This window comes from Arthrobacter sp. Leaf234 (genome assembly GCF_001422665.1).
Taxonomy (GTDB): Bacteria; Actinomycetota; Actinomycetes; order Actinomycetales; family Micrococcaceae; genus Arthrobacter_D.
Map to the genome: position 1 here is coordinate 1 of NZ_LMLU01000009.1, position 19,463 is coordinate 19,463.

Consider the following 19,463-nt stretch of genomic DNA (forward strand, 5'->3'; position numbering starts at 1 on the left):
CGCCGACCTCGAGATCACCGGATCCGGCCAGGAACTGAAGGTCAACGACGCCAACGTCATCTGCGGCGGCGTCCAGACCGCCAACGCCGTCGTCTACCTCATCGACGCCGTCCTCACGCCCCCCGCCGCCGGCTAAGGACGCGCACTGCCTCCCTGGTGCAAACCTCTAACGTGTTCCAGGGACAACGGACGGACCTCCTCACTTCCGGTGAGGGGGTCCGTTCTTCACTGCGGCGGGGCAGCCCGACGGGAAGCGGCGGAATCCGGCCTCCCCGTTCCCCTGCACGGCGCGGACAGGAGCATCACCTAGACTGAGGGCTCCCGACCGCCGCGTCCCCAGGACCGGGTCACCCCTGCCTTCCGGAGAGCCTGCTCGTGAACAACGCCGCCGCGTGCCCCCGCCAGCCGCGGGCCAGCCGCGCACCGGTGATCCGCATCCTGCGCGGCGCCGTCGTCGTCGCCTCCGTCGCGTCGCTCGTGGCCTGCACGTCCGGCGAGGTCGTACCGCCCGAGCCCGTTCCCGCCACGAGCGCTGCGGCCGTCGATGCCTCCACCTTCACCTTCGGGAGCGCCGCCGATCCTCGGACCCTCGATCCGGCCCTCGCCAACGACACCGAGTCCTACCGCGTCACCCGGCAGATCCTCCAGGGCCTCGTGGGCATCGATCCCCTCACGTCCGAACCGACGGAGCTGCTGGCGGAGTCGTGGGAGGAGCAGGACAGCGGGCGCTCCTACGAGTTCACGCTCCGGGACGACGTCGTCTTCCATGACGGCCGCCCCCTGGACGCCGCAGCTGTCTGTGCCAACTTCGACCGCTGGTACACCCTCCCCGCCTCGGCCCGGACCGGTGCCGGGCGGCTGCCCTTCGAGCACGTGTTCAAGGGCTACTCGGACCAGCCCGAGATCAGCCTCTACAAGGGCTGCACCGCGACGACGCCGTCGACCGTGGATCTGCAGCTCACCAGCCGGATCACGGGACTGATCGCCGCTCTGGCCGCCCCGGCCTTCGCCATCTCCTCACCGGCCGCGCTCGACGCAGGGTCCGCCGACGACCTGACGGAGCCCGTCGACGGCTCGCTGATCTCCCGGTACGGACGCGCACCCGTGGGCACCGGGCCCTTCCGGTTCGTCTCCTGGGAGCCGGGCGAGGTGGACCTGGTGTCCTTCGAGGACTACTGGGGCGAGCGTGGCGAGGTGGACCGCGTCCTCTTCACCACCATCTCCAACCCCGACTCCCGTGCCCGCGCCCTGACCGCCGGCCGGATCGACGGCTACGACTTCGTGTCCGTGGACAGCGCCGTCGACCTCGCCCGCAACGGTCAGCAGTTCCTCCAGCGCGACCCCTACTCGGTGCTGTACCTCGGCCTCAACCAGGGCTTCCCGGGTGTCGACGACGTCCTGTTCCGGCAGGCCGTGGCCCACGCGATCGACAAGGACGCCCTCATCGACGGCCGGTTCCTCAGCGGCACCAAGTCGGCGCGGCAGTTCGTCCCGGAGAAGCTCGGGGTGAGCGGGGAGGGGGTCGAGGACTACGGCTACGACGTCGACCTCGCCAAGGACCTCCTCGACCGGTCGGGCTACGACGGCCGCCCCCTGCCCTTCTACTACCCGCGCAACGTCTCCAGGGCGTACCTCCCCTCCCCCGAGAAGGCCTACGCGGAGCTGAGCCGCCAGCTGACCGAGGCCGGCTTCACCATCAAGCCCGTGCCGATCGACTGGAGCGAGGGCTACATCGAAGCGGTGCAGCAAACGGGTGACCGGGCGTTCCATCTCCTGGGGTGGAGCGGCAGCTACGAGGACCCGGACAACTTCGTGGGTGCCCTGTTCGGCTCCTACACCGAGGAGTTCGGGTACGAGGACCCCCAGCTGTTCAGCAAGATCAACCGCGCCCGCGGTCTGCCCGAGGGCGAGGACAGGTCCGAGGCGTACGCGGACATCAGCGCCCAGATCTCCACCCGCATCCCGGCCGTCCCGCTCGCCTTCCCGATCTCCGCTCTCGCCATGAGTCCCCGCGTGAGCAGCTACCCCGTCAGCCCGGTGATGAACGAGGTGTTCAACCGGATCGACCTCGCCGATGTCGAGCCCCGGCCCGAGCCGTCGGAGTGACAGCGCGCGGCGTCGCCGCGGCTGCTGCGGGTACCCCTGCCGGGGCCCCGCCGGATTTAGATAAGGTCACTGCCAGACGCTAGGCTTTCCCTGCTACGACCTCGCGACTGGAGACCACGTTGACCACCATGAATCAGGGCACGCCCGCCAAGACCACAGACGTCGTCCTGATCGGTGGCGGCATCATGAGCGCCACGCTCGGCGCGTTCCTCCGCCAGCTCCAGCCCGACTGGGACGTCTCGCTCTTCGAGAGGCTCGACGTCGCCGGACTGGAGAGTTCCGACCCGTGGAACAACGCCGGCACAGGCCACTCCGCGCTGTGCGAGCTCAACTACTCGCCGGCCGGTAAGGACGGGTCGGTGGACCCGGCGAAGGCCATCGCCATCAACGAGCAGTTCCAGACGTCCCGCCAGTTCTGGTCCCACATGGTCACCGAGGGGCACATCGGAGATCCCCGCAGCTTCGTCAATGCGGTCCCCCACATGAGTTTCGTCTGGGGCCAGGCCAACGCCGAGTACCTCCGGAAGCGGTACGAGGCCCTGAGCCCGCAGCCCCTGTTCGACACCATGGAGTTCAGCGAGGACCACGCGACCATTGCGGGCTGGACCCCGCTCATCATGAAGGGCCGCAATCCTTCCCAGCCGGTCGCAGCCTCCCGTGTCGCCGGAGGCACGGACGTCGATTTCGGCTCCCTGACCCGTCAGCTCAACGCCTACCTCGAGGGCACGGGTGTGGGGCTCCACTACAGCTTCGACGTGCTCGACGTCGCGCGGGCATCCGACGGCCGGTGGGACGTGAAGGTCAAGAACCGGGCGACGGGCGAGGCGACCACCGTCACCTCCAAATTCGTGTTCATCGGTGCGGGTGGCGGGTCCCTCCACCTCCTGCAGCGGACCGGCATCCCCGAGGGGCGCGGATTCGCCGGATTCCCCGTGTCCGGCCAGTTCCTGCGCTGCACCGACCCGACGCTGGTGGACCAGCACAACGCGAAGGTGTACGGCCAGGCGTCCGTCGGGGCCCCGCCCATGTCGGTCCCCCATCTCGACACGCGGTATGTCAAGGGCGAGCGCTCCCTGCTCTTCGGTCCCTACGCCGGGTTCTCCACCAAGTTCCTCAAGCGGGGTTCCTATCTCGACCTCCCGACGTCCATCCGTCCGTCGAACCTCGTGCCCATGCTGGCCGTGGCCAAGGACAACATGTCGCTCACGAAGTACCTCGTGACCGAGGTCCTCAAGAACCGTGACGCGAAGAACGAGGCGCTCAACGACTTCCTCCCGTCGGCCGACGGCGGCGACTGGGAACTCATCTCCGCCGGACAGCGTGTACAGGTCATCAAGAAGGCTCCGAAGAAGGGCGGCGTGCTGCAGTTCGGCACCGAGGTCATCACCTCCTCTGACGGCTCCATCGGTGCACTGCTCGGGGCCTCGCCCGGAGCCTCCACCGCCGCGCCGATCATGGTGGAACTCCTCAAGCGGTGCTTCCCGGTCAAGATGTCCGACTGGGAGCCGAAGCTCAAGGAGATGCTGCCGGGCTACGGCGTCAAACTGAACGAGAATCCGTCGCTCGCCGCCGAGATCCAGACGCTCACCGACAGGGCCCTCAAGCTCGTCTAACCACGGCGGAGCCAGCCAGCCGGGCGGCCGTCAGCACCCGAAGGCAGGTTCCGTGTTCCGTCTCGCCCATCTCTCCCTCGGCAACCGTGCGCTCATCGCGCTCATCACCATCCTCGCGTCCGTCTTCGGCGTCATCACCCTCGGCTCGCTCCGGCAGGAGCTCATCCCGTCGCTCGAGTTCCCGCAGATCACCGTCCTCTCGACGGTCCCCGGCGCCTCGCCGGAGTACCTCGACCAGCAGGTGAGCGAGCCGCTCGAAGCGGCGCTGAGTGGTGTCGAGGGCCTGGAATCGTCGGCGAGCACGTCCCGCTCCGGGGTCTCCACCGTCAGCCTCGTCTTCGTCTACGGGACGGACCTCGATCGGGCGAGGGCCCAGGTGGACCGCGCCATCTCCACCGTGCGTCCCCTGCTCCCCGAGGACGTGGAGCCACAGGCGCTGGCCGGGAGCATCAGCGACCTGCCCATCGTGTTCATGGCCGTCTCGTCCGACCAGTCCCTGAGCGAACTCAACGGCGACCTCGAGCGGCTCACGGTTCCTCGGCTGCAGAAGATCGACGGCGTCCGCACGGCGGACATCTCGGGGGGGACCAGCCAGCACGTCGCCCTCCTCCCCCGTGACGGTGCCCTCGAGGCGGCGGGCCTGACCGTCGGCGACCTCGCCGCCACGCTCGAGGACAACGGGGCCCTGTTCCCGGTCGGCACCCTCGACGAGGATCAGCGCTCGCTGACCATCCAGGCCGGCAGCCAGATCGGTTCGCTCGAGGACCTGAGGGCGTTGCCCGTCCTGCCCGCGGGCTCGTCGGAGCCCGCCGCCTCCTCCGGTCCGACCGGTTCGTCGGCTGCGCCGGGTGGCTCCGGCCTTCCCGGGGGCTCGGAGCAACCCGCTGCCCCGGGCGGGCCGGACACCGGAACGGACGCACCATCCGGCGCCCCGGCGCAGCAACCGGCCGCGCCATCGACGCCGGCCGCCGCCCCGGGTCCCGCGGTGACGATCGGCGAGGTGGCCGACGTCGACCTCGCCGATGACGCGGCCACGTCCGTCACCCGCACCAACGGGGTGGAGACGCTCGCCCTCACCGTGACGAAGGTGCCGGACGGCGACACCGTGGAGATCTCGCACCAGATCGTCGCGCTGGTCCCCGAGCTGGAAGCGGAACTCGGCAACGCGGCCGACATCACGGTGGTCTTCGACCAGGCGCCCTTCATCGAACGCAGCATCGACGATCTCACGACCGAGGGCCTCCTGGGCCTCGGTTTCGCGGTGCTGATCATCCTCGTGTTCCTGCTGTCCGTGCGCTCCACGCTGGTGACGGCCATCTCCATCCCCCTGTCGCTGCTCGTGACCTTCATCGGGCTGTACGCAGCCGGATACTCGCTGAACCTGCTCACGCTCGGGGCGCTCACCATCGCCATCGGTCGGGTGGTCGACGACTCGATCGTCGTCATCGAGAACATCAAGCGGCATCTCGGCTACGGCGAGGAGAAGCGCGACGCCATCCTGACCGCCGTCCGCGAGGTCGCCGGGGCGATCACCGCCTCGACCCTCACCACGGTCGCGGTCTTCGCCCCGATCGGCTTCGTCGGCGGCCTCGCCGGCGAGCTCTTCCGGCCCTTCGCCGTCACCACGGGGATCGCGCTCCTCGCATCGCTCGCCGTGTCCCTGACGATCATCCCCGTCCTGGCCTACTGGTTCCTGCCGAGGAGGACGGCGTCGTCCGGTACGGCACGCAGCACGACGGCCGGACCGGAGGAGCCGGTATCGTCGGTCGCCGCGCCTGCGGCATCAACCGCCGACGACCGAACGACCACCCCGACCGGGACCCTGCCTGCGCTGAGCCCCGCGGACGGTGCGGTCCGCACCAGCGCCCCTGATCCGGACCGCCGTGGCGCCCGCCATGTCGCCGTCAACGAGGCCGACACCGTCGATCCGGTCGACAGGGTCGACAGGGTCGAGACGGTCGCTACGACTCCGCAGCGCGACCGTCCGTCCCTCCTGCAGCGGGCCTACCTGCCCATCCTGACGGGGACCCAGCGTCACCCGGTCATCACCCTCGTCAGCGGGCTGATCGTCCTCGGGGCGACCGCGGCGATGGTCCCGTTCCTCCCCACCAACCTCCTGGGCGGCTCGGGCCAGAACAGCTTCTCCATCACGCAGACGCTCGCTCCCGGCTCCAGTCTCGCCACCACCACCGAGGCAGCCGGCCGCACCGAGGAAGCCCTCGCCGACACCGCCGGGATCAGGGATGTACAGCTCACGGTCGGGAATGCCGAAGGCTCCTTCGCGGCACAGTTCTCCGGCGGTGCATCGGTGGCGACCTTCACCGTCATCACGGACGAGGACGCCGATCAGGAAGCCCTGCAGGAAGCGGTGCGCGAGGAACTCGAGGGCCTGCAGGACGCCGGGAGCTTCTCGCTCTCCAGCCAGCAGGGCGGTTTCGGGACGTCGAGCACCATCGACATCGACATCACGGCTCCGGTCAGCGAGGACCTCGAGGCGGCCAACACCGCCGTGCTGGACGGCATGCAGGGGCTCGACGGCGCCGGCGAGGTGAGCAGCAACCTGTCTGCAACGCAGCCCCAGGTCCAGGTGGACGTCGACCGGGCCGCCGCCGTCGAAGCAGGCCTGACGGAGGGCCAGATCGCCGGTCTCCTCGGCGGCAGCATCAGTCCCGTCCCGGCCGGGACCGTCCGCTTCGGTGCGGACGACTTCCCGGTGCTGATCGGGGAGGGGACCGCGATCACCAGCCTCGAGCAGCTGCGGACGCTCCAGGTCCCGACCGCGCAGGGCGCCGTCCCGTTGACGGACGTCGCGTCCGTCGAGGAGGTGCAGGTGCCGCTGTCGGTCACCAGTTCCAACGGGGAGCGCACCGCCCGTATCTCCATCACACCGTCGGACGACGACCTCGGGACCCTCTCCGGGACGGTGTCCGAGCGCCTCGCGGGTATCGAGCTGCCGTCCGGCGCCTCGGCGACGGTGGGTGGAGCGTCCACCCAGCAGGTCGAGTCCTTCGACCAGCTGTTCCTTGCACTGTGGGCCGCCGTCGCGATCGTCTACGTGATCATGGTGGCCACCTTCAAGAGCCTGGTCCAGCCCCTGATCCTGCTCGTGTCGATCCCCTTCGCCGCGACCGGGGCGATCGCCCTGCTGCTGATCACCCGGATCCCCCTGGGGCTCCCGTCCCTGATCGGCATGCTCATGCTCGTCGGCATCGTGGTGACCAACGCGATCGTCCTGATCGACCTCATTAACCAGTACCGGCTCCCGCGCAACGGCTCCCCCGGGCTCCGCGTCGCCGACGCGATCCGCGAGGGAGCCCGCCAGCGGCTCCGCCCCATCCTGATGACGGCCCTCGCCACCATCTTCGCGCTGACACCGATGGCGCTCGGCCTCACCGGGCAGGGCGGTTTCATCTCGCAGCCACTCGCCGTCGTCGTCATCGGTGGGCTGGTCTCCTCCACGGCGCTGACGCTGGTGCTCGTGCCCGTCCTCTACCGACTCGTCGAGGGGCGGCGCGAGGAGCGCGCCCTCCGGCGAGCCGCGAGCGTTCCCGCCTGACCGGGAGACCGGATGCCGGACGGCGCCTATACTAGATGCATATGTATCTAGTTGCCGTCGGAACGGCGCAGGATGGGGAGCGGGCGATGACGGAACGGGTGGAGATGCCGACGGGTGGCGAGAGCGGGCCGGCGCCGGTGACCTCGGGCGCTTCGGTCCGGCAGTCGTCGGAGACCTGGGAGTCGCTGTTCCGGGCCCAGGTCGGCGTCATGCGTAGGATCCGCCAGGATCCGGTGTTCAGGGAACTGCCCATCGGTGAGTACGACGTCCTGTTCAACCTGAGCCGCTGCCCCACCGGCTGGACGCGCCTCAACGAGCTGAACCAGCACCTGCTCATCAGCCAACCGAGCCTGAGCCGCATGGTCGACCGCCTGGAGGCGAGGAAGCTGCTGCAGAAGCGACCTGCCGTGGCTGATCATCGAGGCGTCGAACTGGCCCTGACGGATGAGGGCCGTGCACTGCAGCGCCAGATCGGCTCCACACACGTGCACCGCATCCAGGAGGTCCTCGCGCCGATGCTCAGCCCGGCGGAGATGGACCAGCTGAAGGCGCTGACGGACCGCATCAACGCGCACCTCGACGACTGACCTGCCCGTGAGCGGACCGGGCTGCTGATCAGCCACCCGGCCGGCCTCCGCCGCAGGGCTCACCGAACGGTAAGGCGTTCGCCGCTCCGCTCGACGGGCAGTTCGTCGACGGTCGCGGTGACCTGGAGCCGGGAGAGCTGGAGCGAGCCTCCGACGGTCGAGAGGAACGCGGTGTCCGTGGCGTCCCGTCCCGTCGCGATGCGCAGCATCGACGCCCGCGGCGCCAGGCCCGTCGCGTCGAGCAGGAGCCACGAGCCGCCCACCCAGGCCTCGACGACGGCGTGGAAGTCCATGGGCGTCAGGCCCGGCGCGTAGACGGACGCCAGCCGTGCGGGAATGTCACGCGCCCGCAGGAGGGCGATCACGAGGTGCGCGTAGTCCCTGCAGACCCCGCGCCGCGCGAGGAGCGTGTCCACGGCGCCGTCCGTGAAGCGGGAGGATCCCGGGACGTAGGCCAACTCGGCGCCGACCCAGTCCCGCACTGCCTGGACCAGGTCCACTCCCCCGACATCCGGGAACTGGGCGTAGGCGGTCGGCAGGATGACATCCGATGCGCAGTACCGGCTGGGCCGCACGTACCGCACGAGGTCGATGTCGTCATGCGGTGCGGGCTCTGCCCGGCCCGTGACGACCGCGCGGTACCGCACGTCGAGCGAGGACGCCCGAGGCGTCGTGAGGAGGTGGAGGCGCGTGCCGTCGCGCTCCTGGTACTCGCGCACCTCGGCCGGTTCGCTGTCGACCAGCACCGTCAGCTCCTCCTCCACGGACGCGTACGCGGCAGGAGCAGCGACGGCGAGGGACAGCACCACCTGGGTCCCCGCGATCGTCGTGGCGCCCAGGTCGGCCGAGACAGTACGCTGCATGGTTCGTTGCTCCCGGTAGGCGATTCGTTCGGCTCCAACTCTATGCTGGGACGGAGGGGCACCGGTCGACACCGGACGCCCGACCGGACGGCAGACACGCCGCAGGAGAGGAACATCATGAGCGACTTCACCGCCGATGCCATCGGTGACCTGACGGGCCGGCGCGCGGTCATCACCGGAGCGAACAGCGGGCTCGGCCTGCAGACCGCCGTCGGCCTCGCGCGGAAGGGAGCGCACGTGGTGCTCGCCTGCCGGAGCGAGCAGCGTGGACGTGAGGCCGAGCAGAAGGTCCGTGCACTCACCGGCAGCGAGCGCGTCGAGATGCGCGTGCTCGATCTCGCCGACCTCGCCTCGGTGCGTGCGTTCGCCGCCGGGACCGACGGTCCGGTCGATCTGCTCGTGAACAACGCGGGCGTGATGGCGACGCCGAAGTCGACCACGGCGGACGGCTTCGAACTGCAGTTCGGCACGAACCACCTGGGACACTTCGCGTTGACCGGGTTGCTCCTGCAGAACCTGCACGCGTCAGTGTCACCACGCGTCGTCACCCTCTCGAGCCTCGCCCACAAGCGCGGACGGATCGACTTCGGTGACCTGCAGTCGGAACACCGGTACCGGCGGTGGGGCGCCTACGGACAGAGCAAGATCGCCAACCTCTATTTCATGGTCGAACTCGACCGGAGGGCGCGTGCTACCGGCTGGGACCTCGCCTCCGTGGCCGCGCACCCGGGGCTCGCCGACACCAACCTGACCGCCGGGATGCGGAACCCGGCCGTCCTCGACCTGCTCGCCGGTGCCTTCCGGTTCATGAGCCAGTCCGACGCCGCAGGCGCCCTTCCCACGCTGTATGCCGCGACCGCTCCCGAGGTGAAGGGCGGCGACTACTACGGTCCCTCCGGTCCCGGCGAGACCAGGGGTGCTCCCCGGCTCGTCGCACCCGTACCGCGGGTCCTCGACCGTGACATCGCCATGCGCCTGTGGAATCGCAGCGTCGAACTCACCGGGGTGGACTACGGAGCGTTGCGCGCCGCCGGCTGATCGAGCCGGGAGGGCCCTGAGCTCACGCGGCCGGGGGCTCCGCGACCTTGACCGACAGGATCATCTCGCGGATGGTCGCGAATCCGGGTTCGGCGTAGTACTCCTCGGCCTCGCCGATGGTGCCGAAGGAGACGGTCTGCGGACCCGTGTTCGCCGGGGCCTTGGGAGCGAGCACCTCGAGGTCGCCGAAGCTGAAGCGCCCGAGGGCCTCGTTGCCCTGGACGGTGTTGGCCAGCGAGCAGGCGAGGCCGTCCGCGCCGCCGACCTCGTCGGTCACGCCGTAGGCCCCGAAGAAACGGAAACCGGTGATCAGCCGGACGACGAACCGCGGTTCGATGGCGGTCGACGCGGCCGGCTGGTCCGTCAGCGCGAGCGGCTCGCTGCCGATCACGGCGTAGGGCGTACGCTCCGCGTCGGGGCAGGGCGCCTCGGGGGTGATGATGCCGGAGTGGAACTCCGCCGCGGTGGTCCCCTCGGGGGTCCTGACGGCGTAGTGCAGGGAGTCGGCGGCATAGGTGCCCGGCGTGGGATCCAGCGGCTGGACCACCCAGTCCTGCGGCAGTTCGAAACTCACGAGCCTCGACGGATCGGTGAAGACCTTCCATCCCGCGCGCGCCTCCCGGAGCGGAGCCACCGTCGGTTCCGCCGGTGCATCCGGCGTAGCAGCGGACGACGACGGAGCGGGGCCGGTGTCGCCCTCCCCGGTGGCGATGCAGCCGGTGAGCAAGGCGCCCAGCAGCGCCGCGGCAGCGACGGCGCGCGTCCTCCGCCGCACGGTGTCACCGATGGTTGCTTCGGTCATGGCGTCCCTCCCAGGGCGTCTGTTCGTGCCGTCAGTCTAGGCGGGGGCGAGATCCGGAGCCGGCCGTGCCGCGCCGAGGGCCAGGACGGCGTGGACCGACGCCACGACCGCCGAGGCTGCTTCCTCGAGGTCCGAGCGGGCCGTGCCCTGCACCCAGGACAGGCGCACGGCGCTGAGAGCCGTCCCTGCGTCGAGCCCGAGCGCCAGCAGGACGGTCGACGGGTCGGACGAGCCCGCGGCACACGCTGATCCGCTCGAGCAAACGACTCCCCGGCGCTCGATCTCCAGCAGGACGGCCTCTCCGCTCACCCCCGGGAAGCAGAAGGAGGCGAGGTTGGGCAATCGCATCCCGGGGTCGCCCGTGAGGATCGCGCCCGGGACACCGGCCAGGATCCGGGCGATGAAGGCGTCGCGCGCAGCGGATGACGCGTCGCCCGCGCCGGGCAGGGCCAGCTGCGCGAGTTCCAGTGCTCTCGCGAGCCCGACGGCGCCGGCCACGTTCTCCGTCCCGGAGCGCCGACCACGTTCCTGCCCGCCCCCGTGCAGCACGGGCTCGCAGCGTGTGCCCGCCCGGAGGTAGAGCAGCCCTACCCCCTTCGGGGTGCCGAGCTTGTGGCCCGAGAGGCTCATGGCCGTGACGCCGAGGCGGCCGACGTCCACCGGGAGCCAGCCGGCGGCCTGCACGGCGTCCGTGTGGAAGGGGATGTTCCTGTTCCTGCAGACCTCCGCGAGCGCGACGACGTCCTGCACCGTGCCCATCTCGTTGTTCGCGTACATCACGGTGCAGAGCGTCGTGTCCGCCTGGAGTGCCGCCTCGAGATCCGCGGCGGCCACGAGACCGGTCGCGGACACCGGGAGCTCGGTGATGTGGAAGCCGTGCGCGTCCTGCAGGTAGCGGAGCACCTCCGCCACGGCCGCGTGCTCGATCGCGCTCGTGACGATGTGGCGGCCGCGCGGGGAGGCGAGCGCGATGCCCTTCAGGGCCAGGTTGTTCGCCTCGGTGCCGCCCGAGGTGATGACGATCTCCGACGGCCTGCAGCCGAGCACCGCGGCGAGCCGGGCACGGGCGGAGGAGAAGGCTGCCGCGGCAGCCTCCCCGTACGTGTGGTGGCTCGAGGGGTTGCCGAAGGTCGTCGTCAGCAGCGGCCACATCTCCTCGAGGACCTCCCGGCGGGCCGGCGCCGTCGCCGCTGCGTCGAGGTAGATCATGACGGGACCCCCGCCTGCCGGTCGTCCCCGGCACGGCCGGTACCGCCGGCAGGCGCAGGTGCACCGTCGGCGGTACCGCCGTCCACCGTGAAATCCAGACCGAGGTCCAGCGCACGGACGCTGTGCGTCAGGGCGCCGGCGGAGATGATGTCGACGCCCGTGGCGGCGATCGCCGCCACGGTGTCCAGGCGCACGTTCCCACTCGCCTCGACGAGCGCCCGGCCGGCGACGAGCCGGACACCGGCCGCCAGGTCGGCGAGGCCGAAGTTGTCGAGCATGATGGAGTCCACCTCTGCCGCGAGCACCGGCTCGATCTGGTCGAGCCGGTCCACCTCCACCTCGAGGTGCACCGTGTGGGGCAGCCGCGCACGGGCTGCGAGCAGGGCCGCGGTCAGGGCCTCGGGTCCCTGTGCCGCGAGCAGGGCGAGGTGGTTGTCCTTCACCATCACCGCCTCCGAGAGGCTGGACCGATGGTTGGATCCGCCGCCGCAGCGCACGGCCCACCGCTCCAGGAGCCGCAGCCCCGGCGTCGTCTTCCGGGTGTCGACGATGCGGGCGCCCGTCCCCGCCGCCGCCTCCACGAAGGCGCGCGTCATGGTCGCGATGCCACTGAGGCGTTGGGCGATGTTGAGCGCGGTCCGTTCGGCGGTGAGGATGCCGGCGGCCGGCCCGGACAGGCGGGCGACGACGTCACCGGCCTCGAAGCGTGCACCGTCCGCCACCGTGAAGGTCACGGTGATCCGCGGATCGGTGAGCCGCATCGCGGCCTCGATGGCGGACGTCCCGCAGAGGATGCCCGGTTCGCGTGCCGCAATCGCAGCCGTCGCCCGGGCGTCCGGATCGATGAGCGCCTGGACGGTGAGGTCGCCCGACGGCGCGTCCTCGGCAAGCGCGGCGGCGACGATCGCGTCGATGTGCCGCTGGGGCGGCGGGAAGGGTCGGTGCCCCGGCGCCCTCGCCGCCGTGCCGGTGGTCGACGCGACGCCCGCCTCTTCCGGGGCCGATTCCGGCGCGGGGGGCGCGTCGGGGGTCCGGGGTGGGGTCGTGGAGGGGGACGTGGTGGTGCTCATCGGATGGCTCCTTCGATGGCTCGAACGTAGGATCGGCTCGGTACCGGCGGCTCATCCTCCGCGTGGTGCTCCACGTCGCGTGAGTGCTGGTCGGGGTCCTGGTCGGCCCCGTCCACGCGGTAGTGGGCGCCGCAGGATGTTGGCCTCCGGGAGGCTGCGTGGACGAGCAGGCGGGCGCAGAGCAGCAGGTTCTCGGTCTCGGGATCCTCGGGCGCGTGATAGCCGGCGAGGTGCTTGCGGGCGAGTTCCAGTCCGGCACCGGTGCGCAGGACACCGGCGTGGTCGGACATGACCTCCTGGAGTTCGCGACGGGTGACGGGCTGGGTGGCGGAGCGCCCGGCGTCGGCGTCTGCGTCGGCGTCGAAGGGTTCCGCGTCGACGCGAGGAGCGGCTCCGCCGCCGTCGACGATCGCCTCGGCGCAGCGCGTCGCGAACACCACTGCCTCGAGGAGGCTGTTCGACGCGAGGCGGTTGGCCCCGTGCACACCCGTGCGCGCCACCTCGCCGACGGCGAAGAGGCCGGGGACCGAGGTCCGCCCCTCGGTGTCGGTGCGGACGCCGCCCATCCAGTAGTGAGCGGCGGGCACCACGGGGACGGGCTCGGAGGACCAGTCGAACCCGTGCCGCAGCGTGAGTGCCGTGAGGCCGGGGAAGCGGCGCGACAGGAAGGCCTGGCCCAGCGCCGTCGCATCGAGGTACACGTGCTCCGCCGGACCGGTGCCGACAGGAGCGGTCATCCGTCCCGGACGTCCTCTGCCGGAACGCCGCGCGAGGTGCCGGGCGATGCTCCGGGAGACGACGTCGCGGGGTGCGAGGTCGCCGTCGGGGTGGTAGTCGTGCATGAAGGCCCTGCCGTCGGCGTCGATGAGCCGTGCCCCCTCACCGCGCACCGCCTCGGAGATCAGCGGATTGCCCGGGACGTCGAGCGAGGTCGGGTGGAACTGGAAGAACTCGAGGTCGGTGACGGCCGCGCCGGCCCGCCACGCGAGGGCCAGACCGTCGCCGGTCGCGATGGACGGGTTCGTGGTGTGGACGAAGAGCTGGCCGGCTCCGCCCGTGGCGAGCACGACGGCGTCGGCCGGTAGGTCGCGTGACCGGCCGGCGACGACGGTGGTGACGCCTGCTGCGCGCCGCAGGGCCTCTCCTGAGCCGGTCAGCAGCACACGGGTGACCGCCGCGCCCTCCAGCACGACGATGCCCGGGTCCCGGCCGACCGCCGCGGACAGCGCCCCGACGATCCCGGCGCCGGTCGAGTCCCCGCCGAGGTGGAGGATGCGCGCGGCGGAGTGGGCGGCCTCCCGACCACGGGCGAGATCAGGCGTCGTCGTCGCCGACCGCCCTGTCTCCCCGAGATCGCGGTCCGGCTCTGCCGCGCCCCCTGGTCCGGCCCCGGCACCGCCACTGTCCGCCGCGACGGTGTCGAAGACGACGCCTGCCCGCTGCAGGGACCGGACGGCGTCGGCCCCGCCGTGGCACAGCACCGAGACCGCGTGCGGATCGGCCAACCCCGCGCCGGCGATCAGGGTGTCGGCGATGTGCGCCTCCACCGAATCGGCATGCGGGGATCCGCCCTCACCGCCGTCGCGCGCCCCCCGCGGGGCCGGTGCGACCCTGACGGACGGGACGACGGCGGCGATCCCACCCTGCGCGTACCGTGTGTTGCTCTCGGTGAGGGTCCCCTTGGACACCAGGACGACAGCACCCGAGGGGTCGAGCCGGCGGAGCTCGAGGGCCGTCTGCATCCCGGCGATCCCCGACCCGACCACGATGACCCTCGATCCGCCGCGAGGAGTCGGAGCCGCGGCGGGCGCTGCGGTGCCGCGGGTCATGGCCGGACCGCGAGCATCCGGTTGAGCGCCACCCGCGCTGGAGCGGCCACGCTCTCCGGCACCGTGATGGGGTTGAGCACACGGCCCTCGACGAGTCCCTCGAGAACCCACGCCAGGTAGCCCGGGTGGATCCGGTACATCGTCGAGCACGGGCAGATCACGGGGTCGAGGCAGAAGATGGTGTGCTGCGGGTACTGGGCCGCCAGCCGGTTCACCATGTTGATCTCGGTGCCGATCGCAAAGGTGGTGCCCGGCGCGGCGGCGTCGATGGCCTTCCTGATGTAGTCGGTGGACCCCGCCTCGTCGGCGGCGTCGACGACCGGCATCGGGCACTCGGGGTGCACGATCACCCGCACCCCGGGGAACTCCGCCCGGGCCTTCTCGATCTGCCCGACCGTGAAGCGCTTGTGCACGGAGCAGAACCCGTGCCACAGGATCACGCGTGAGTCCTGCAGGACCTGCTCGTCGGTCCCGCCCCACGGCTTGCGCGGGTTCCACAGGGGCATCTGCTCGAGCGGCACCCCCATCGCCTTGGCCGTGTTACGGCCCAGGTGCTGATCCGGGAAGAACAGCACGCGCTGCCCCCGCTCGAAAGCCCATTCGAGCACGGCGGCGGCGTTCGACGACGTGCACACGATCCCCCCGTGGTCCCCGCAGAAACCCTTGAGGGCGGCGGAGGAGTTCATGTACGTGACCGGGATGACGGGGACTCGACCGTCCGCGTCGGGCTCGGTCCCGAAGAGTTCCGTGAGCTGGTCCCAGCACTCGGTCACGGAGTCGATGTCGGCCATGTCCGCCATCGAGCAGCCGGCGGCGAGGTTCGGGAGGATCACGGACTGCCCGGCGGTCGAGAGCATGTCCGCGGTCTCGGCCATGAAGTGGACGCCGCAGAAGACGATCGCCTCGGCCTCGGGGCGTTCCGTGGCTGCACGCGCGAGCTGGTAGCTGTCGCCCACGAAGTCGGCGTACTGCACCACCTCGTCGCGCTGGTAGAAGTGCCCGAGGATGACCACGGACTCCCCCAGCGTCGCCTTCGCCGCGCGGATGCGCCGGTCGAGGTCCTCCGCCGACGCCGTCCTGTAGTCCTCGGGAAGCTCTCCCTGCCGGGGCGTCGCAGGCGGTGCGGGGTCGGCCATGGACGCCCCGGGACCGTACTGCGGCATGGGCAGGGCATCGATGGTCCAGGGATCACGCACGAGGTCCGGGGAGCAGGTCGACGCTGGGACGGCTCCGTCCGCTGCGTCCCTCGAGATCAGTTCGATGGCGGTTGACACGGACATGGGGTGCTCCCTGTGGTGGGGCCTTCCGCCGACGGGCGGAAGGCAGGGTGAGTGGGATGACGTGGGGTTCGACGGATCTGGGGAGTTCCGGCCGGGACCGGCACTGGAGCCGATGACGGGCTCAGGAGGAACCGGGGCCCGCCACGACGGACGGCGGCCGGGACGCCGTGCCGTCCGCCGTCGCATGGTCGGCGTCGAGGGAGCGGGCTCGGCCCGGATGCTCCCGCCCGCCCGCCGGTGCGGGCGGAGGCAGTACGTGCGGCCCCGTGTACCGATAGAGCCGCGGCGGCCGGTTCCGCCCGCCCTGCAGGACCTCCTCCGTCGGCGCGATGTCCTTCGCGGACCGGAACTGGCGTCGGAAATTGGCGGGGTCGAGTTCCCGTCCGAGCACCGCCTCGTACACGCCGCGGAGCTGCGCGAGCGTGAACCGCTCGCCGAGGAAGTGGTAGGCCACCGAGCCGTATTCGATCTTCCCGCGCAGGCGGCCGAGTGCGTAGGCCACGATCTCGTCGTGGTCGAAGGCGAGCCCCTCGACGTCGTCGGCGCGGAACCAGTGAACGTTCCGGGACGCCCTGGTGAGATCGGCCTGGTCCGGTCGGACGAGCGCCCAGTAGACGATCGACACCAGTCGCTGTGTCGCCGCCCGGTCCAGCCCGCCGAAGGCGTAGAGCTGTTCGAGGTAGGTGGGCTCGAGGTCGGTCGTGTCCCGCAGGTTCCGGGCTGCCGCGTCCTGCAGCGACTCCGTACCGCCGAGTGGACCGCCGGGAAGTGCCCACTTGCCGAGATGCGGCTGACGGATGCGGCGTACCAGGGGCAACCAGATCTCGGGTCGCTGCGACTCGCCCCCGGGCCGGAGCGCGAAGATCACCGTCGAGATCGCGACCGACGGCGCCTGGGACTGCCGTTCCGACACGTTCGCCGAGCTGTGCATGGGCTTCCTTCGCAGGGCTCTGATGAAACAGAAGTTAAAGTCATAATGACTATAACTCATCCAGCCGTGACGGTGGGACTGTCGCGGATGCCGCTTCTGTCGGGGCGGCGCGTCCGGTTGCCCCGGCAGGGAGAAGTGTCTAAAGTCACAGTCGTCGGCCTTTCGGGGCCGCACGGTGGGGATGTGTTCAAGGGCGCACATGTCTCTGCCGCCCTTACGATGAACTGATGGACCACCACTCAGTACACGCCGTCGAAGGTATCGACCCACGCCTGTCCATCACCCGCAGCGATGCCCCGGATCCCCTGCCGCTGCCGCCCGTCGTCCTGCTGCACGGTTTCGGGTCGTCGTCGCACCGGAACTGGGTGGACACGGGATGGGTGCGTGTCCTGAACGACGCCGGCCGCTCGGCCATCATGATCGACCTCCCCGCGCACGGCGACAGTGCCGCTCCCGCGGATGCGGGGGCGTACGCCCCGAGCCGCATGCGCGCGGACATCCTGCAGGCACTCTTCGACGAACGCGTCCTCCCGCTCGAGGCGGACTCGGCGACGTCGGGCGTCGACGTGATCGGCTACTCCCTCGGCTCCCGCCTGGCCTGGGAACTCGGCGCCACGCAGCCCGAGATGATCCGCCGCATGGTCCTCGGCGGACCGGGTACGGCCGATCCGCTCGCCGACTTCGATCTGGCCGGGGCGGAACGGTCCCTGGCCGGCGGCCCTCCCTCCGAGGACCCGACGACGGCGGACCTCCTCCGCATGGCTCAAGCCGTGCCGCACCATGATCTCCCGTCCCTCCTCGCGATGGTGTCGGCCATCAAGACCGAGCCCTTCACCCCGGACTCGGCCGTCCCGAAGATGCCCCTGCTCCTGGTGGCCGGGGACCAGGACGACTATGCCGCAGGCATCGCCGACCTCGAACGATGGGCGCCCGACGCCCGGACGGTGCGCATCGCCGGCAGGAACCACGCGAGTACCATCACGGCCCGGCAGTTCAAGGACGCTGCGGTCGATTTCCTCTCCTGAGGTCCCCGGTGACGGTTCGGTAAAGGCGCGTTGTCCCCGGGTCCGGCGCGTTGCCCCGCCGCTATACTGTGAACCGGTCAGCAGCCTTACTGTGAGGTGACGCGCCGACCGGTCACCACAACCTGTCGCGGGAGGACACCCATGGATGTGCTCCTCGCCGACCGCTACCAGACCACCCATCTCCTCGGAGTCGGCGGGGCGGCCTCCGTCTACCGGGCGGTGGACAGGAACCTCGGCCGGGATGTGGCCGTCAAGATCTTCAACCCGACGACGTCGGACGACGACAGCTACCGCCGCCAGCACACCGAGACCATGCTGCTCTCGACGCTGAACCATCCCGGACTCGTGACCCTGCACGACGCCGGCATCCACGAGGACGAGGACGGCCGGACGACGGGCTTCCTCGTCATGGAGCTGGTCGACGGCGAGGACCTGCGACATCTGCTCAGGCGGGGCCCGATCCCCGCCGTCGATGTCGCGCAGCTGGGCGCCGACCTGGCCGACGCCCTGGCGTACATCCACTCGGAGGGCGTCGTGCACCGGGATGTGAAGCCGGCGAACATCCTCATGTTCCACAGCGGCGACAACAGTACGCGCCTGTACCCCAAGCTGACGGACTTCGGTATCGCGCGCATGGTCGAGGCGACCATGGCGACGGCCGTGGGCGCCACGATCGGCACGGCGAACTACCTCAGTCCCGAGCAGGCCAAGGGTGACGCGCTGGACGAGCGCAGCGACATCTACTCCCTCGGGCTCGTGCTGCTCGAGTGCCTCACCGGGCAGAAGGCGTTCCCGGGGCCCGTGGTGGAGGCCGCACTGGCCCGGCTTCTCCGGCACCCCGACGTGCCTGCAGCCCTCGGCCCCGAGTGGGGCGATCTGCTGCGCGGTATGACGGCGCGGGATCCGGGGCTCCGACCGTACGCCCATGACGTCGCCCTGCAGCTGCGCGGGTTCGCCGACGATCATGTCGCGCCGGCGGCGGAGGTGCAGCGGCCGGGCACCCTCGCCGGGGGAGCACGCGCTCGCGTCCTGCAGGACGACGTGCCGTCGTGCGACAGCGGATCGCCTGACGTCGCCACGGGTGGGGTCATCACGGGTGGCGTCATCACCGGGGGCATCATCACCGGCAACATCAGGATTCCCGAACCGCCCGGTCGGGCACCCAGCATCCGCTGAGCACGACTAATCCTCAGCCATGACGAACACCCCGCCGAATGCTCGGCGGGGTGTTCGTCATGGATGGTCGGGAACCGCTCTCGGCGCCTCCACGGGGTGGCTGCGGTCCGGGCCGGGTCTCGCCGGCCGACGTCCCGGCGTCAGGCCCGGAGCAGGTTCCTTGCCGTCACGGCGGGGTCAGGCTCCGTCGCCCTCGTCCTCCTCGGGCTCGAAGTGGCTGGCCTCCTCCATGGCGCCCGCCGCCACGCCGTCCTCGCCCGAGGGGATGGTGCCCTCCGGGCCCGCGCCGTCGGTGTCGGCCTGATCGTGATCCTGGTGCTCGGTACCGTCGGTACTCATGCGTCCTCCTGCATCTCGGGTGTCCTTCGATCCTAGGGG

The 19,463-nt window shown here is 70.8% G+C and carries 16 protein-coding genes; 8 read left to right on the top strand and 8 right to left on the bottom strand.

The features are described from left to right. The 5 genes from ASF21_RS14500 to ASF21_RS14520 all read left to right on the top strand — a co-directional run. Nucleotides 1–136: fasciclin domain-containing protein (locus ASF21_RS14500; protein WP_200914846.1), on the top strand; the 136-nt coding region annotated here is incomplete at its 5' end. Between the two features lie 239 nt (nucleotides 137–375). Next, nucleotides 376–2,106, top strand: a complete 1,731-nt coding sequence (locus tag ASF21_RS14505; RefSeq protein ID WP_235499018.1) for an ABC transporter substrate-binding protein — start codon at nucleotides 376–378, stop codon at nucleotides 2,104–2,106. Between the two features lie 128 nt (nucleotides 2,107–2,234). Beyond that, on the top strand, nucleotides 2,235–3,719 hold the full coding sequence (locus ASF21_RS14510) for a malate:quinone oxidoreductase (protein WP_055773179.1): 1,485 nt from the start codon (nucleotides 2,235–2,237) through the stop codon (nucleotides 3,717–3,719). A 52-nt stretch (nucleotides 3,720–3,771) separates the two neighbouring features. Beyond that, a complete protein-coding gene (locus ASF21_RS17395) occupies nucleotides 3,772–7,275 on the top strand; it encodes an efflux RND transporter permease subunit (protein ID WP_055772866.1) in 3,504 nt (1,167 codons plus the stop codon). Between the two features lie 86 nt (nucleotides 7,276–7,361). Further along, a complete protein-coding gene (locus tag ASF21_RS14520; protein ID WP_235499019.1) occupies nucleotides 7,362–7,862 on the top strand; it encodes a MarR family winged helix-turn-helix transcriptional regulator in 501 nt (166 codons plus the stop codon). Nucleotides 7,863–7,921: 59 nt separating this feature from the next. Here the strand turns inward: ASF21_RS14520 and ASF21_RS14525 are convergent, their stop codons facing one another. Continuing rightward, the gene (locus tag ASF21_RS14525) at nucleotides 7,922–8,725 is read right to left on the bottom strand and encodes a transglutaminase-like domain-containing protein (RefSeq protein ID WP_055772869.1); all 804 of its coding nucleotides are present in this window, start codon (nucleotides 8,723–8,725) and stop codon (nucleotides 7,922–7,924) included. Nucleotides 8,726–8,842: 117 nt separating this feature from the next. Here ASF21_RS14525 and ASF21_RS14530 point away from each other — a divergent pair, with 117 nt between their 5' ends. Then, nucleotides 8,843–9,763, top strand: a complete 921-nt coding sequence (locus ASF21_RS14530; RefSeq protein ID WP_055772873.1) for an oxidoreductase — start codon at nucleotides 8,843–8,845, stop codon at nucleotides 9,761–9,763. A gap of 22 nt (nucleotides 9,764–9,785) precedes the next feature. Here ASF21_RS14530 and ASF21_RS14535 read toward each other — a convergent pair whose 3' ends face one another. From ASF21_RS14535 to ASF21_RS14560, 6 genes are all read right to left on the bottom strand, one after another. After that, nucleotides 9,786–10,565 carry a hypothetical protein gene (locus ASF21_RS14535; RefSeq protein ID WP_055772875.1) on the bottom strand — a complete coding sequence of 260 codons (780 nt, stop codon included), beginning with the start codon at nucleotides 10,563–10,565 and terminating at the stop codon, nucleotides 9,786–9,788. A 36-nt stretch (nucleotides 10,566–10,601) separates the two neighbouring features. Further along, nucleotides 10,602–11,774 (bottom strand): cysteine desulfurase family protein, encoded by a 1,173-nt coding sequence (locus tag ASF21_RS14540; protein WP_055772878.1) that lies wholly within the window; start codon nucleotides 11,772–11,774, stop codon nucleotides 10,602–10,604. Beyond that, nucleotides 11,771–12,844, bottom strand: a complete 1,074-nt coding sequence (gene nadC / locus ASF21_RS14545) for a carboxylating nicotinate-nucleotide diphosphorylase (RefSeq protein ID WP_082471612.1) — start codon at nucleotides 12,842–12,844, stop codon at nucleotides 11,771–11,773. Before nadC ends, ASF21_RS14540 begins: the two co-directional genes overlap by 4 nt. Then, nucleotides 12,841–14,673 carry an L-aspartate oxidase gene (locus tag ASF21_RS14550; protein WP_055772881.1) on the bottom strand — a complete coding sequence of 611 codons (1,833 nt, stop codon included), beginning with the start codon at nucleotides 14,671–14,673 and terminating at the stop codon, nucleotides 12,841–12,843. Before ASF21_RS14550 ends, nadC begins: the two co-directional genes overlap by 4 nt. After that, nucleotides 14,670–15,953 carry a quinolinate synthase NadA gene (nadA, locus tag ASF21_RS14555; RefSeq protein ID WP_055772884.1) on the bottom strand — a complete coding sequence of 428 codons (1,284 nt, stop codon included), beginning with the start codon at nucleotides 15,951–15,953 and terminating at the stop codon, nucleotides 14,670–14,672. The genes ASF21_RS14550 and nadA overlap by 4 nt, the downstream gene beginning before the upstream one ends. Nucleotides 15,954–16,074: 121 nt before the next feature. Continuing rightward, nucleotides 16,075–16,884, bottom strand: coding sequence for an NUDIX hydrolase (locus tag ASF21_RS14560; RefSeq protein WP_082471613.1), 810 nt, complete (start codon nucleotides 16,882–16,884; stop codon nucleotides 16,075–16,077). A 227-nt stretch (nucleotides 16,885–17,111) separates the two neighbouring features. On the opposite strand from ASF21_RS14560, the gene ASF21_RS14565 reads away from it, so the two are divergent. Both ASF21_RS14565 and ASF21_RS14570 read left to right on the top strand, forming a co-directional pair. Beyond that, nucleotides 17,112–17,909 carry an alpha/beta fold hydrolase gene (locus ASF21_RS14565; protein ID WP_055772887.1) on the top strand — a complete coding sequence of 266 codons (798 nt, stop codon included), beginning with the start codon at nucleotides 17,112–17,114 and terminating at the stop codon, nucleotides 17,907–17,909. A 141-nt stretch (nucleotides 17,910–18,050) separates the two neighbouring features. Next, the gene (locus tag ASF21_RS14570; protein WP_055772890.1) at nucleotides 18,051–19,085 is read left to right on the top strand and encodes a serine/threonine-protein kinase; all 1,035 of its coding nucleotides are present in this window, start codon (nucleotides 18,051–18,053) and stop codon (nucleotides 19,083–19,085) included. A gap of 177 nt (nucleotides 19,086–19,262) precedes the next feature. On the opposite strand, the gene ASF21_RS17185 is transcribed toward ASF21_RS14570, so the two are convergent. Beyond that, the gene (locus ASF21_RS17185; protein WP_200914847.1) at nucleotides 19,263–19,424 is read right to left on the bottom strand and encodes a hypothetical protein; all 162 of its coding nucleotides are present in this window, start codon (nucleotides 19,422–19,424) and stop codon (nucleotides 19,263–19,265) included. Nucleotides 19,425–19,463 lie beyond the last annotated feature (39 nt).

Excerpts from the sequence above, each read along its gene's own strand:
- ASF21_RS14510 (WP_055773179.1), top strand. The coding sequence starts at position 2,235 with ATGAATCAGGGCACGCCCGCCAAGACCACAGACGTCGTCCTGATCGGT.
- ASF21_RS14520 (WP_235499019.1), top strand. The coding sequence starts at position 7,362 with ATGACGGAACGGGTGGAGATGCCGACGGGTGGCGAGAGCGGGCCGGCG.
- ASF21_RS14525 (WP_055772869.1), bottom strand. The coding sequence starts at position 8,725 with ATGCAGCGTACTGTCTCGGCCGACCTGGGCGCCACGACGATCGCGGGG.
- ASF21_RS14530 (WP_055772873.1), top strand. The coding sequence starts at position 8,843 with ATGAGCGACTTCACCGCCGATGCCATCGGTGACCTGACGGGCCGGCGC.
- ASF21_RS14535 (WP_055772875.1), bottom strand. The coding sequence starts at position 10,565 with ATGACCGAAGCAACCATCGGTGACACCGTGCGGCGGAGGACGCGCGCC.
- ASF21_RS14540 (WP_055772878.1), bottom strand. The coding sequence starts at position 11,774 with ATGATCTACCTCGACGCAGCGGCGACGGCGCCGGCCCGCCGGGAGGTC.
- nadC (WP_082471612.1), bottom strand. The coding sequence starts at position 12,844 with ATGAGCACCACCACGTCCCCCTCCACGACCCCACCCCGGACCCCCGAC.
- ASF21_RS14550 (WP_055772881.1), bottom strand. The coding sequence starts at position 14,673 with ATGACCCGCGGCACCGCAGCGCCCGCCGCGGCTCCGACTCCTCGCGGC.
- nadA (WP_055772884.1), bottom strand. The coding sequence starts at position 15,953 with ATGTCCGTGTCAACCGCCATCGAACTGATCTCGAGGGACGCAGCGGAC.
- ASF21_RS14560 (WP_082471613.1), bottom strand. The coding sequence starts at position 16,884 with ATGCACAGCTCGGCGAACGTGTCGGAACGGCAGTCCCAGGCGCCGTCG.
- ASF21_RS14565 (WP_055772887.1), top strand. The coding sequence starts at position 17,112 with ATGGACCACCACTCAGTACACGCCGTCGAAGGTATCGACCCACGCCTG.
- ASF21_RS14570 (WP_055772890.1), top strand. The coding sequence starts at position 18,051 with ATGGATGTGCTCCTCGCCGACCGCTACCAGACCACCCATCTCCTCGGA.
- ASF21_RS17185 (WP_200914847.1), bottom strand. The coding sequence starts at position 19,424 with ATGAGTACCGACGGTACCGAGCACCAGGATCACGATCAGGCCGACACC.